The organism is Alcanivorax sp. HI0044, assembly GCF_001634945.1.
The window spans coordinates 17,922-31,137 of sequence record NZ_LWEZ01001537.1 but is presented as its reverse complement, the minus strand read 5'-3'; the positions used below and the strand labels follow the sequence as shown (position 1 = coordinate 31,137).

17 protein-coding genes are annotated in these 13,216 nt (G+C 58.5%); 13 read left to right on the top strand and 4 right to left on the bottom strand.

From position 1 onward, the window contains the following. Window positions 1-307 precede the first annotated feature (307 nt). Window positions 308-1,327, top strand: a complete 1,020-nt coding sequence (locus A3730_RS23255; protein WP_063519044.1) for a lipase secretion chaperone — start codon at window positions 308-310, stop codon at window positions 1,325-1,327. A gap of 77 nt (window positions 1,328-1,404) precedes the next feature. Here the strand turns inward: A3730_RS23255 and A3730_RS23250 are convergent, their stop codons facing one another. Continuing rightward, entirely contained in the window at window positions 1,405-1,917 is a 513-nt protein-coding gene (locus tag A3730_RS23250) for an outer membrane beta-barrel protein (protein ID WP_063519043.1), read from the bottom strand. Between the two features lie 252 nt (window positions 1,918-2,169). Between A3730_RS23250 and A3730_RS23245 the strand changes: the two genes are divergently transcribed. Both A3730_RS23245 and A3730_RS23240 read left to right on the top strand, forming a co-directional pair. Continuing rightward, the gene (locus A3730_RS23245) at window positions 2,170-3,099 is read left to right on the top strand and encodes a hypothetical protein (protein WP_231884023.1); all 930 of its coding nucleotides are present in this window, start codon (window positions 2,170-2,172) and stop codon (window positions 3,097-3,099) included. 7 nt (window positions 3,100-3,106) lie between these two features. Then, the gene (locus A3730_RS23240) at window positions 3,107-3,736 is read left to right on the top strand and encodes an HAD family hydrolase (RefSeq protein ID WP_231880502.1); all 630 of its coding nucleotides are present in this window, start codon (window positions 3,107-3,109) and stop codon (window positions 3,734-3,736) included. A gap of 33 nt (window positions 3,737-3,769) precedes the next feature. Here the strand turns inward: A3730_RS23240 and A3730_RS23235 are convergent, their stop codons facing one another. The 3 genes from A3730_RS23235 to A3730_RS23225 are packed head-to-tail and all read right to left on the bottom strand — an operon-like array spanning window position 3,770 to window position 5,895. Then, window positions 3,770-5,125 carry a dihydroorotase gene (locus A3730_RS23235; RefSeq protein ID WP_063521125.1) on the bottom strand — a complete coding sequence of 452 codons (1,356 nt, stop codon included), beginning with the start codon at window positions 5,123-5,125 and terminating at the stop codon, window positions 3,770-3,772. After that, complete coding sequence (locus A3730_RS23230) at window positions 5,115-5,675, bottom strand: carbonate dehydratase (protein ID WP_063521124.1); 561 nt, start codon at window positions 5,673-5,675, stop codon at window positions 5,115-5,117. Before A3730_RS23230 ends, A3730_RS23235 begins: the two co-directional genes overlap by 11 nt. Continuing rightward, window positions 5,656-5,895 (bottom strand): hypothetical protein, encoded by a 240-nt coding sequence (locus tag A3730_RS23225; RefSeq protein ID WP_063521123.1) that lies wholly within the window; start codon window positions 5,893-5,895, stop codon window positions 5,656-5,658. The genes A3730_RS23230 and A3730_RS23225 overlap by 20 nt, the downstream gene beginning before the upstream one ends. 69 nt (window positions 5,896-5,964) lie before the next feature. On the opposite strand from A3730_RS23225, the gene A3730_RS23220 reads away from it, so the two are divergent. From A3730_RS23220 to A3730_RS23175, 10 genes are all read left to right on the top strand, one after another. After that, a complete protein-coding gene (locus A3730_RS23220) occupies window positions 5,965-6,387 on the top strand; it encodes a TraR/DksA C4-type zinc finger protein (protein WP_063521122.1) in 423 nt (140 codons plus the stop codon). A 4-nt stretch (window positions 6,388-6,391) separates the two neighbouring features. Beyond that, complete coding sequence (gene zigA, locus A3730_RS23215) at window positions 6,392-7,615, top strand: zinc metallochaperone GTPase ZigA (RefSeq protein WP_063521121.1); 1,224 nt, start codon at window positions 6,392-6,394, stop codon at window positions 7,613-7,615. Further along, a complete protein-coding gene (locus A3730_RS23210) occupies window positions 7,615-8,235 on the top strand; it encodes a DUF1826 domain-containing protein (protein WP_063521120.1) in 621 nt (206 codons plus the stop codon). The genes zigA and A3730_RS23210 overlap by 1 nt, the downstream gene beginning before the upstream one ends. Before the next feature lie 9 nt (window positions 8,236-8,244). Beyond that, window positions 8,245-8,709, top strand: a complete 465-nt coding sequence (locus A3730_RS23205; RefSeq protein ID WP_063521119.1) for a transcriptional repressor — start codon at window positions 8,245-8,247, stop codon at window positions 8,707-8,709. Between the two features lie 28 nt (window positions 8,710-8,737). Continuing rightward, on the top strand, window positions 8,738-9,142 hold the full coding sequence (locus tag A3730_RS23200) for a MerC domain-containing protein (protein WP_063521118.1): 405 nt from the start codon (window positions 8,738-8,740) through the stop codon (window positions 9,140-9,142). Beyond that, the gene (locus A3730_RS23195; RefSeq protein ID WP_082872508.1) at window positions 9,120-9,662 is read left to right on the top strand and encodes a DUF2796 domain-containing protein; all 543 of its coding nucleotides are present in this window, start codon (window positions 9,120-9,122) and stop codon (window positions 9,660-9,662) included. Before A3730_RS23200 ends, A3730_RS23195 begins: the two co-directional genes overlap by 23 nt. Then, window positions 9,637-10,377 (top strand): ATP-binding cassette domain-containing protein, encoded by a 741-nt coding sequence (locus tag A3730_RS23190; protein WP_063539059.1) that lies wholly within the window; start codon window positions 9,637-9,639, stop codon window positions 10,375-10,377. The genes A3730_RS23195 and A3730_RS23190 overlap by 26 nt, the downstream gene beginning before the upstream one ends. Beyond that, entirely contained in the window at window positions 10,367-11,605 is a 1,239-nt protein-coding gene (locus A3730_RS23185; protein ID WP_082872507.1) for an ABC transporter permease, read from the top strand. The genes A3730_RS23190 and A3730_RS23185 overlap by 11 nt, the downstream gene beginning before the upstream one ends. Before the next feature lie 2 nt (window positions 11,606-11,607). Then, on the top strand, window positions 11,608-12,150 hold the full coding sequence (locus A3730_RS23180; RefSeq protein ID WP_063521448.1) for a DUF3299 domain-containing protein: 543 nt from the start codon (window positions 11,608-11,610) through the stop codon (window positions 12,148-12,150). A gap of 187 nt (window positions 12,151-12,337) precedes the next feature. Beyond that, window positions 12,338-13,216 carry a branched-chain amino acid ABC transporter permease gene (locus tag A3730_RS23175; protein ID WP_063521447.1) on the top strand — a complete coding sequence of 293 codons (879 nt, stop codon included), beginning with the start codon at window positions 12,338-12,340 and terminating at the stop codon, window positions 13,214-13,216.

Below are 13,216 nucleotides of genomic sequence, written 5' to 3'. Positions count from 1 at the left end.
CTGTTGTGTTTTGTTGCGACGGACAGGGTGGTTCCCTTTCCTAGTGACAAAGCGCAGCAGATGGGCCCTTCAGGCCTCGCCCTACGGGTCTTCCAAGCTGGCCCGCACTCGTTGTTGCGCTTTTTTGATGGATGGACATATCTCGATCCCAGTTAGGGGACACCTTCAAAATCGCGCCCTCTGTGCCCCGAATGGGGTATAGATTGCGAGCCAGCCTGAAAGACTGAGCATGCAAGGAGTTGTTCAGAGACTCCCTAGACGCCCGATTATTGAAAGTATTACGACATGACATAAAAAGGAGAACATCATGTCACGTATCCAGGGGGCTCTTGCCCTGCTCGTTGTGTTACTTGCGGTGTTTCTGGTCGGGGTTTTCTGGTCGCCCGTCGCGGTTGTTTCAGGTACCAGTGACAGGGCGCAGAACGTCGCGATCTCGCCCGGGACGGGTGCCCCGGATGCTGCGCACCCTGCCGACAGTTTCCAGGCGGCATTGAGCCGCGCGGAAAACCTGGGGGCCATGCCGGCATCGCTGCGTGGCACCGAGGTGGACGGCCAGCTGCAAGCCGACGCGGGCGGTGAATTAATGGTAACGCCGGACCTGCGTCGGGTGTTTGATTACTTCCTGTCCGCCCAGGGGGAAGAGTCTCTGGAAGAGTGTCAGGCGCGCCTGGCAAGTTATCTGCAAGCGTCTCTTCCGGCTCAGGCTGCGAACGAGGCTTGGCGGTTTTTTCAGCAATATATGGCACTGGGGCAGGCGATGGCGGCATTGCCGCCCCATGATGGTTCGCCTGCCAGCATTCGCACCGCGGTCAAGCAGCGTCACGATCTGCAAGTCGCTTACCTGGGCCAGCAAGCGGCGGAGGCATTCTACGGAATGGATATCGCTTACGACCGTTATATGGCGGACCGACAGGCCATTGTCGATAACCCTTCTCTCAGCGATACCCAGCGGCAACAGCAGCTCCAGGGGCTGACGCAATCGCTGCCGGCTGCCATGCAGAGCATGCTGGCAGAAACCCGTGGTCCGGCGCAGTTGGCAGCGCGCACCCAGGCGTTGCGAGAGCAGGGGGCCAGTGAGGCAGATATTCGTCGTTTACGGGAACAGCAGTTTGGCGCGGATGGCGCCGCGCGTCTGGAGGCGCTGGATCAGCAGCGTGCGCAATGGGAGGCCCGCTATCAGGGTTATCGTGAACAACGCCAGGCCATTATCGACAGTGGGTTGTCGCATCTGGATCAGGAGACGGCACTGGCACGGTTGCAGCAGCAAATGTTCAGTGACCAGGAATTAAATCGGGTTGAGGCACTGGACAGAATCCAGGCCCGTTAGACCAGGGATTACTGCGCGGTTGTTATCAAACAAAAGGCCACACGGTGAACCGAGTGGCCTTTTTTACCGGAAAAAAATCAGAACTGAAAGCGCAGCCCGGCGCCGAACATGTCGATCCCGGCATCGTTGTCAAAGTGCATGAACTCGCCATACACATACAGCTTGTCCATCAAATCAATGGTGGCGCCCACCCCGCCAAAGGCATCGGTGGAGGACTCATCATCCTTGAAGGACGGGTGTTTTACGTCGAAATCCGTGTTGGCTACACCGCCTTTGCCGTAGAGGCCCACGGGGCCAAGCTCAAAGCTGAGCAGGCCGGCAAAGGTGACTGCGCCACCTTCGATCTTGGTGCCGTTGTCGCCTTCCAGTTCACCGAAGTCGTAATAACCCACTTCTGCGCCCACCAGTTCGATGGGGCGCCAGCCCAGAAACAGGCCGCCGGAGGTATCGTCGTCATCAAACTCGACATTATCGATTTTTTCGTCGGTGCCGGAATTATAAATCCCTGCGCCAACATAGAAGCCCGCGTTGGCCAACGGGGCCACACTGAGAATGGCTGTGCCAGCCAGTACTTTTGTTAGGCGGTTCATAAGCATCACTCCCTGAAAAAAGTGTCTTCAGTATTACCCAGAATAGAGCCGGTGTGTATGGGGGGGGCACATTGCGTTACCCCGGCCTGTGACTGACAGGAGGGGCTGGTATCAGTCGCCTGAATTTGCTTTCCTTGATGTCAACAGGGAACGGGGCTTCGGCACACGGGGCTGTGAGGGGAAGGCATGAAGGGAAGGGCGCTGCAGGCGCGTGGATGCCNGTGGATATTGCTGGCGAGTGTTGGGGCGGCGATGGCCGCGAATGTGTTTGCTGAGTCAACATCGGCGGATTTGCAGCTGGACTTGCGTACGGACGTGGGCTGGGAAAGTGACCACTTCCGTTACATGGGCAAGGATTTTAGTGAGTCGCTATTGATGCAGACAGGGCAGACGGTTGATTTGACCCTCCTTACCCACAAGACCCTGCCCCATCGCTGCATGCTCGATTTCTCCCACGACTACTGTGAAGACCGCGGCCACCCGGATACCTGGGGGCGTTCGGTGGAGCCGGTGGTTTGTGCCGCGACCACGCCGGCCTCCCGTGCGTTGCTATCCGGCCAGAATGCCGACGCCAATCGGCTCTGCATTACCTTCCGCGGGGGCTTTTCGTACCCGGCGAACGGCGCGAATGGGGCGCCGGACCTTGCCAGCCATTACCGCGCCGAAATTGGTGAACCCGAAAGCGGGGCGAATCCGGAAATTGTGGCGCTCACTGTGACTCTGACTCTGGACAGCGAACAGCCGTTGCACCGCTTGTCTCCTGGCTGTTATGGCGCGGTCTGTGTTGGCGATACCTTGTCCAGTGTGCAGGCGACCACCAAGGTGCCTTTGAATATTGTATCGGGACAGAGCGCCTGTGGCCGTGTGCGTAGCGATCAATGGCCAGTGGGGCTTTCCGCCCAGTTCAGGAACAGTCGCATTGCCCGGCTGGACGTTAACCCACCGTCAAACATTCGCACTGATACCGGTGTGGCGTTGGGCGAATCACCGGCTTTATATGAAATTTATCGGGGGGCGCTGGACGAAAACCTGGAAGCAGGGCCCGGCTCATTGCCGGTAAAGGCGGTGTATTGGCAGGTCCTCGGCGAGAAAGGTCTGCAGTACGAACTGGACAGCGAGCTGCAGATTACCGCGATGGCCTCGGGCGGTGAATCACTGATGGAGGATTGGCCGTGCCAATAGTGTATTCATGGTTGCAACCGGCTGGCGGGTGGGTGCGGTGACCCTGCCAGCAGCGAATGCCCGGTCCACGTTTAGCGGCGTTATTTTTGATCTGGATGGCACCCTGGTGGATTCCCGCCTGGATTTTGCGGCCATCCGTGCGCGTCTGAATTGCCCACCGGATGTGGGGGTGCTGGAATTTATCGATACCTTGCCGGCCAGTGAACAGGCGGCGGCCCACGCCGTGGTGCTGGAGTATGAGCGCGCCGGAGCGGAACGGGCCACCTGGATACCGGGCGCACAATCCTGCCTTGAAAAACTGTCGGTGATGGGCATTCCTGCGGCTATTCTTACCCGTAATACCCGTGTTATTGCCGAGCTCACCGTATCCCGGTTAAGTATTCCTGTGCAGCGAGTGCTGGCACGGGAAGATGCCCCGCCAAAACCCGCTCCGGATGGTCTGCTAGCGATTGCCAGGGAATGGGGTATGGCTCCGCCAAGCATTGCCTACGTGGGAGATTTTAAGTATGACCTGATGGCAGCCCGCAATGCGGGCATGGTCGGTGTTTATCTCGACACGGATGGCCTTAATACCCATGGCCACCTTGCCGACCGGGTCATTCGTCATTTTGATGAGCTGTTGGCTGAATCTCCGTGAGTGGCTCCCTTTGCTCCCTTTGCTCCCTTGGCGTCAGGCACGGTTCGGTTCCGCAGGCTGAGTGCTTGAGAGAAAGTGGATCGGCTTTCCGCTGGGCATGCCGATGGCTTCTTCGTCGGTCATGACAATTTGCCCGCCAATGATGGTTACCGAAGGCCAGCCCTGCAGCATCATCCCGTCGTAGGCGCTCCAGCCTGAAGGCGATGCCAGCTTGCGGTCATCCACCGCTTGTTTACGTTGCATGTCCACCAGCGTCAGGTCTGCATCGTAGCCCACAGCAATGCGGCCCTTGCCCGCCATGCCGAACAGTTGGGCGGGCCCTGCGCACACCATGTCCACTAACCGAGACAGGCTGAGCCGTCCCTGATTAACGTGATTGAGCATCAAGGGCAACAGCGTCTGGGTGCCGGTCATGCCGCTGGGGGAGTCCGGATACGGTCGCTGTTTCTCTTCCCGGGTATGCGGGGCGTGGTCACTGCCGATGACATCCACTATACCGTTTCTCACGGCCTTCCAGAGCGCATCCTGATGGCGCTGGTCTCGAATCGGAGGGTTCATCTGTGCCAGCGTGCCCAATCGTTCGTAGCATTGCGGTGCCGATAGGGTGAGATGCTGGGGTAAAACCTCTACCGAAACCCGGGATTTATGCTGCTGCAGAAAAGCCATTTCTTCGGCGGTAGAGATATGCAGGACATGCAACGGGCGACCTGCTTCCGCTGCCAGTGCCACAATGCGCCTGGTGGCTAACAGGGCGCTGTCCTCATCTCGCCAGACAGGGTGGGCAATGGGATTGGCGGCCGTTTCGGCAAGGTGACGACGGGCCCGCAGGCGGGCTTCGTCTTCAGCATGAATGGCCACCCGCCGGCGGCCATGACGGAGTATGTTGCGCAACACGTTGTCGCTGTCGGCGAGTAAATCGCCGAATGAACTGCCCATGAAGATCTTCACGCCACTACAGGCGGGCAAGCATTCCAGCTCTGCCAGCTGCTCGGCATTGGCGGCGGAGCCGCCGATATAGAACGCGTAATTACACCAGGCATCCTGTTCGGCAATAGCGATCTTGGCCTGCAGGTCCTCGGCATGGAGCGTCAAGGGCTGGGTGTTCGGCATTTCGAAAACACTGGTGATGCCGCCGAGCACTGCCCCGCGAGTGCCCGCTTCCAGCGTTTCCTTGTGGGTCATGCCGGGCTCGCGGAAGTGGACTTGGGAATCCACGGCGCCGGGCAGGAGATGCAAGCCACGGGCGTGGAGGGTGGTGTCGGCCTTGAAGGGCTCGCCAATGGCAACAATGCGCCCGTCGCGACATGCCACATCCGTTTCTTCAGGGCCACCAGGTAACAGGACTGTCGCGCCTTTAATTAACAGGCTTGGGCTATCGTTATAGTTCATTCTGAATCCTTTTATAGCCCTGCACGAGTTGTTGATTGGTGTCGGACACGCTTTCTGAAAACGCGGTGATGTCCTGACTGACCCGGGGAATGCGGGTGATGTCTGTGTCAGGGCCAATGCGGCTGGTGGACGGGATATAGAAGTTCGCGGGGAGCGTCATGCCGTCGATAACCGCATTGTGGCGAATGGCGCAGCCATCGCCGATGGTGCAGTTGAACAGTACGCTGTTGAATCCCACGAAAACCCTGTCTCCGACCTGGCAGGGGCCGTGCACAATGGCGCGATGGGCAATAGAGGTGTGTTTTCCTATGGAGATAGGCCCTCCGTCCTTGGAGTGCATAACCACACCATCCTGAATGTTGGTGCCTTCGCCAATATGGATGGGGTGAAGATTGCCATGATCATCTGTCTCGTCGGCTCGAATCACGGCATAGGGGCCGATAAAGACATGGCGGTCAACGATGACTTTGCCGCAGATGATGGCGGTAGGGTCGATAAAGGCGTTCGAATGAATGGCCGGCAGGTCACCATTAGGGTTTCTTCGGATCATTCTTTACTCCTTGCTCGTTCAGTGCCCGGTTAAACCACTCCTTTGTTTGTTCCCAGTGTTTGCGGCCGTAAAGCTCGATGAACTTGCGGGTCATGTGGTCATTGTCGTTGTCCAGAGCGCTCAGCCTTTCGCGGATAAAGGCCTCACCAAGAGGAATCCCGCATATTTCGGTGATGCAGTGTCGCCACTCGGTATAGGAGCCGGGCAGGGGAAAGTGCATGGGTACTACTCCGCAAGGGTTGTTGATGATTAATGTAATGTTATAACATAACAAAACAAGGAGGGCATCATGCCTCGTATCATCAGTGAGAAAACGCTGTTGGCGATGACGCCGTCGCAATATATGAACACCAGCCAGCGGGCGTTTTTCCGCAACCGTCTTGTTGTCCTGGCTCACGATTGCGAACAACACATCGGCAGCGCCAGAAATAATTTGCATACACCGACCCAGGCAGACCCATTGGACGCCGCTGTCGAGGAGGAGAGCTGCCGCCATCAGCTACGCTTTATGGCCCGCGAACAAGCTTTGCTGGGGAAAATTCGTGCTGCCCTGAGGCGGCTGGAAAGCGGGGATTACGGTTACTGCAAAATCAGCGGTGAGCCCATTGGTCTGCCGCGGCTGCTGGCCCGTCCTACCACGGAATACTGTGCCGAGGTGAAGGCTCGCCTTGAACAGAATGAACGCCACTATGCTCATCAACGAACAGGATAGAAACATGACAAGTCAGCAAGCCAGCCCCATTCGCCAGCTTCCCGTTACCGTGCTGTCAGGGTTTCTCGGCGCCGGGAAGACCACTGTCCTCAACCATATTCTCAACAACCGAAGCGGCCTGCGCGTTGCCGTTATCGTCAACGACATGAGTGAAATCAACATTGATGCGGCACTGGTCAATCAGAACGTTTCGCTGAACCGGTCGGAAGAGAAACTGGTGGAAATGAGCAATGGCTGCATCTGCTGCACATTGCGCGAGGACCTGTTGGTGGAAGTGAATCGCCTGGCTCGGGAAGGTTCTTTCGACTATCTGGTGATTGAGTCCACCGGGATTTCTGAACCCTTGCCCGTGGCAGAGACCTTTACGTTTGAAGATGAAAACGGGGAAGGGCTGTCCTCCGTTGCCCGTTTGGACACTATGGTTACGGTGGTCGATGCGGTTAATTTCCTGCGGGACTATCGAAGTACCCGCACGCTTCAGCAGGAGCAGGAAAACCTTGGTGATGAAGATCTTCGTAATGTGGTGGATCTGCTGGTGGAGCAAGTGGAATTCTGCGATGTGCTGTTGATCAGCAAGACGGATTTGGTCACAGAAAAGGAACTGGAGGTGTTGCAGGCAACTTTGCGGCTGTTGAACCCGGATGCCCGGATTTTGCCCATTCGCCACGGCATGGTGCCGCTGGAAGCGGTGCTCAATACAGGGCGGTTTGACTTTGAAAAGGCCCAGCAGGCGCCGGGGTGGTTAAAGGAAATGCGGGGCGAGCATTTGCCTGAAACCGAGGAATACGGCATTAGCAGTTTCACCTATGAAGCCCGGCGTCCGTTCCACCCACAACGATTCTGGAACTTTTTGCAGCAGCCTTGGCCGCTGGGAACCTTGTTGCGCTCCAAAGGCTTTTTTTGGCTGGCCAGCCGCCCCCACTTTGCAGGTAGCTGGAGCCAGGCCGGTGACATTGTTCACCATGGCCCGGCCGGCATGTTCTGGAAAACCGTGCCGGAGCAACACTGGCCCAGCGATGAAGAATACCGCGCGCTGATCATGGAGAAATGGCAAGAACCTTTTGGCGACATGCGCCAGGAACTGGTGTTTATCGGCCATAACCTGCAGCCGGAGGAAACCCGCAAGGCACTGGACGCCTGCTTGCTGACGGAAGCGGAAATGCTTCAGGGCAAGGCGCTGTGGGAGCAGCTGGACGATCCGTTCCCGCAGTGGGAGGTGGCAGGGTGATGCAAGCTCAAACGGTCACCGCCACGCCGCCAGGCTGGCAAGGCGCACCGGAGGTGACTGTGCTCGCGGATATCTTCGAGGATGATGTGCAAGTGGCTGTGTGGGACCGGCCCAGCCCGGTGGGGCAGGATGTGGTGGCCCTGGCCTGCGAGCAACGGCTGGCGGTGAAAAGCTGGTTGGACATCACTCAGCTGGAAGCGGCCCTGCTGCGGTCCCTGCCGCACGAAACCTATGCCCCCTTGAGAGAGGACCTGTTCTTGTTAGCCGATATGGTTGCCTGTCTGTTCGGGGTTGGTGGCGTCGGGTTGCGGGTGACGGCGTTGCGCAAACCCATGTGCCCTCGTTTTCACGTGGACCGGATTCCGGTTCGCATGCTGTGCACCTATGGCGGGGCGGGCAGCCAGTGGTTGCCCTCCTCACGTGTGTCGGACCAGCTTTTAGCGCCTGGCTGTGACCAGAATGCGCTTTACCAGCAACAACACGTGGAGCAGTTGGAAGCAGGGCAGGTGGCCCTGTTCAAAGGAGAGACATGGCGGGATAATCCGGGAGCGGGCGTGGTCCATCGGTCCCCGCCCATGTCTCCCGGCCAGCAACGTTTGTTGGTCACTCTGGATATCTAGGCTGAAAACATGGCAGTGACTCGTACCGAGCAGATTCTTAACAGCGCTGAGCAGCAATGTCGCAAGCAGGGCGTGCGGTTGACGCCTCAGCGCAAGCAGGTCATGTCATTGATGCTGGAGCAGGGTGGTCCACAAACGGCCTATCAGCTGCTGGATCAGTTCAAGGCTCGTTACCAGAGCAACGCGCAGCCGCCCACTATGTACCGAGCGCTGGATTTTCTGGTTCAGCAAGGGTTGGCCCACCGGCTTAGCTCCACTAACCAGTATCTGGCCTGTGATCATATAACTTGCCAGCACGGTCACCGGGGAACGGTGTTTCTTTTGTGTGATCAGTGCGGCGGCGTTCAGGAAACCCCCATGGCGGGGGCGGCGGTGGACGCATTACAGCAGACACTGGATGAAGTGGGTTTTGTCATTCAGCGCGAGCCCCTGCTGGAAGTGCATGGACGTTGCGTGGATTGCGCGACGTCGTAAACAAACAATCGTTTTTCGGGAGACGATAATGCAACGTTTTCGTCTGGACGCGTTGGCCATCGGCCTGTCCAGTCTCTGTATGATTCATTGTGTCGCCAGCCTGGCGGGGCTCTTTGCTATTGGGCTGTTATCCGCTTTTGGCAATGTTGAAGAAGTCTTTCATCTGGTCATGCTGGCTGTCATTGTCCCGGTCAGCCTGCTTGCCATTGGCATGGGCTACCGTCGACATCGCCGGCTTTCGGTGCTGCTCCCCGGCGTGTTTGCCTTGTCGGGCCTGTGTCTGCTTACCGTTTTTGAAAGTGTTATGCATGGCAGCCTTTGGGAGCCGTTGCTGACAACGCTGATTGGAATCTGCCTGGTGGTTACCCATGTCGGTAACATCCGGGGCTGTAAAGACTGCGAGGTAAATCATGACAACTCGTTGGCAACGTAACAGTCTGGCCTGCTTGCTGCTGTCGTTCAGTTTGTCTGCCACCGCCGCAGAGGTGCACCAGCATGGCCTGGCCGAGGCGGCCGTGGTGGTGGAGGGGGAGCAGGTGACAATCCGTTTCCGAGCGCCCTTGATGGATATCCTCGGCACCGAGCAGCCGCCAGCAGACGCCCCGGCCCGGGCCCGTTATGGCAAGCGTCTGGCACAGGTGGCGGCGCCACAGCCTTCGCCGGCTGCACAGTGTGAACCGGTCAGTGCTTCCATCAGCTCCGTGGATACCCTGTTTCCGGAGCAGCAGGCGCATGATTCCCATGATCATCACGATCACGACGCGCACAGTCACCACCAAGATGTGGAGAACGAGTGGTTATTTTCCTGCGCGTTTCCTGAAAAATTAAACGCCGTGGAGCTACCGTTTCTGGGCATCTTCTCGAGCCTGACCACCGAAGTGGTGTTGCTGTTGCCCGCCGGGCAGAACGCCTTGCGTCTGGCGCCGGATGAAACCCGCATACCGCTGGAGTAATGCCGCAGTGGGCTTGGTACTGGAACTCAACGGCCTGGAATACCGCCATCCCGGTCAGGTTCGTCCCTTCTTGCAGGTGCCGGACTTTGCCCTGCAGGCAGGGGAGCGGGTGCTGCTTCATGGTCCCAGTGGCTGTGGCAAAAGCACTCTGCTGTCACTGATTACCGGCATCCGGCCAATGCAGTGCGGGCGTGTTCAGGTTGCCGGCCAGGCTTTTTCTACGCTCTCCCAGCGTCGCCGGGACGCCTTTCGCGCCGATCACATGGGGGTTATCTTCCAGGCGTTCAATTTGCTGCCCTACCTGAGCGCCGTGGACAACGTTTGTCTTGCGGCCAGCTTCTCCCGCCTGCGCTGTGAGCGCGAAGCAGGGCGTCGCAAGGCGCAGAGACAGACTGCCGCCCGTGGCTTGCTTTCACGGCTGGGGCTGGATGACGGCACCGCTGACTTGCCGGCCTGGCAATTGTCTTTTGGGCAGCAGCAACGGGCGGCGGCAGCCCGCGCCCTGTTCGGCAAACCGGAGCTGATCATCGCCGACGAGCCGACCTCCGCCCTGGATAACCGCAGCCGCGATACCTTGCTGGCGTTGCTTTGTGAACTGTGCGAACAGTCCGGCAGTGCCTTGTTGATGGTGAGTCATGACGATCAGGTAGGGCACCACTTTCAGCGCAGTGAGGATTTCGCCAGCCTGGCCGGGGAGGGCAATCATGCTTGCTAAAGTGATGTTTGCCTCCCTGAAAACCCGGCGCACCTCGGCGTTGCTGATCGTGGTTGCTATTGCCATGAGCGTGCTGATGATCATCGGCATCGACCGGGTGCGTCATCAGGTGCGCGCCAATTTTGCCAGCACCATTTCAGGGACAGATCTGATCGTCAGTGCCCGTGGTGGGCCAATGAATATCTTGCTCTACAGTGTCTTCCGTCTCAGTGATCCCACCGCTGGCATCAGCTGGAACACCGTGGAGCATCTGGCCGCCCACCGGGATGTGAAGTGGTGGATTCCCATTGCGTTGGGTGATTCCCATCGCGGTTATCCGGTGGTGGCGACTAACGACAGCTATTTGACGCACTACCGCTACGGGCGGGATCAGCGCTTGACCCTGCAACGCGGGAGCTGGTTTGCCGGCGCCGACCAGGCCGTGCTCGGTAGCGCCGTGGCTACCCGGCTTGGCTATCAACAGGGTGAGCAGATTGTACTGGCACACGGTGCCAGCGGCCCGGCCATTGTGGAGCACGATAACCACCCGTTTACGGTGGTGGGTATTTTGGCCCCCACCGGTACGCCGGTGGATCAGAGTGTGCATATTTCCCTGGAAGGGATGGCCCTGATCCATCGTGGTGGCGCCTACTTGTCTGGCATGCCTGCCATGCCAGGGCAGGCAATGGACAAACCTGATTCGGTCAATGCGGTCATGTTGGGGCTGGAACGACGCATGGCGGTGCTGAGCCTGCAGCGGGAGTTGTCCCGTTATGATGGTGAGCCACTCACGGCCATTATCCCCGGTGTGCAGCTGCAACGGCTGTGGCGGATGACGGCGGCTGGAGAAAATGCCCTGCGGGCCACATCGCTGGCGGTATTGGCGGTGGCCTTGTTGGTGCTGGTGTCCACGGTGCTGGCGGCTCTGGAAGGGCGCCGTCATGAGATGGCTGTTCTGCGGGCAACAGGGGCGGGGCGGCTGGCCGTGTATACGGTGATTGTCGGCGAAAGCCTGTGCCTTACTGTGTTGGGCTGCGCGCTGGGTTTGGGCGTATTGTTTGTGGGGCAATGGGGGTTGGCGCCAGTGGCTTTGGCTGAATGGTCGCTGCGCCTTCCCGACAACTTTCTTGCGCTGCGGGAATTACCGGCCATTGGCGCTATTCTCGCGGCGGGCTCGCTGGCTGGTCTGATCCCGGCGGAAAAGGCTTTTCGCAATAGCCTGGCCGATGGCTTGACCCCAAGGAACTGATCATGCGTTTTTTGATTGCTGTTTTCTGTTTTACCTGCAGCCTGCCCTCCATGGCGGCCAATGAAATCGAGTGGGATGCTCTGGTGCCGCAGGACTATGATCCTTCGGAGGTTTACAGCACCCTGTTTGATCAGATCTATGGGGAGCAACAAGCCCCGGATGGGATTGCCGATGGCGACAGCCGTGGCGCGAAGCTGATGGACGCCATCGACAAGGCATGGCGTGAAGCGCCGCTGAAGCAGTCCCTGGATAATACCGAGGTGCGTTTGCCGGGTTACGGGGTGCCGCTGGATGGTGATGAAGAGTATGTCCGTGAATTCCTGCTGGTTCCGTATTTTGGTGCCTGTATTCATAGCCCGCCGCCGCCGCGCAACCAGATTGTGCTGGTGAAAATGGAAGGGCGCGGTGTGCCGCTGGATCTGGCGTTGGATGCCATGTGGCTGGAAGGCACCTTGACTGTCTCATCGCAAGATACCGAATACGGCACGGCAGGGTATGTGCTGGAAGGTAAAAGTGCGGAACCCTTTACGGGTTACCTCCGGTAACGGTTTATTCCTTTGCTGCCCTCTCTCTGGCAAAAAACCGCTTTTCCAGCCTGATCAGTGACGTTTTTCCCCCTATGTCTGAACTTGTTACATTTTACATACTGGAGAGAATGTAAAGCTTCAGATAGTCTCGAAAGAGCTGAATAAAAATACACCAGAACAATAAACCCCCCGGGAGAGAGGGACCATGGATATACTCCAGCTGCTGGTCAGCGGGGTCGCGAACGGCTGCATCTACGGGTTGCTGGCGCTGGGCTTTGTGTTGATCTACAAAGCGTCGGAAGCGGTGAACTTTGCGCAGGGTGACCTGATGATGCTGGGGGCCTTTCTGGGCATTACCTTCATCAATGCCGAGTATGCCGACCTGCCATTTCTGATAGGCATCACCCTGGCCGCCCTGATTTTAGGGCTCTTTGGTTACCTGCTGGATCGCCTGGTCCTACGCGCCATTTTTGGTCAGCCGCAGTTCGCCATGGTGATCCTTACCATCGCACTGGGCTTTCTGCTGCGTTTCGCCGCAGGTGTTATCTGGGGGCACGATCCGGCCTCCCTGCAAACGCCTTTTGTCGGCCGGGTGTGGGAAATGGGTGAGCTGATCATCCCGGTGGTGGATGCGGTGATCATCATTACCACTGTGGCCCTCACGTCCATTCTCTACTTCTTCTTTGCCCGTACCCGCCTCGGTGTGGCCATGCAGGCCAGCAGCCAGAACCAGATGGCCGCTTACTACATGGGCATTCCGGTGAAGCGGATCAACGCCATTGTCTGGGCCCTGTCCGGGGTGGTGGCCGCTATTGCCGGGGTCATGTTTGCTGCCAAAGGCGCCGTGGAGCCGTCGGTGGGGCTGCTGTTTGGTATCAAGGCCTTCGCCGCTGCGGTAATTGGTGGGCTGGGCTCCTTGCCCGGCGCGTTGCTGGGTGGATTGTTGGTGGGCATCGTGGAGCCGTTCGCGGGCCGCTATCTGCCTTCCGGGGTCGGCCAGATTGCTCCCTATGTGCTGATGCTGCTGGTGCTGATTCTGCGCCCCGGTGGCCTGTTCGCACAGATCAGCCAGAAGAAGGTGTAG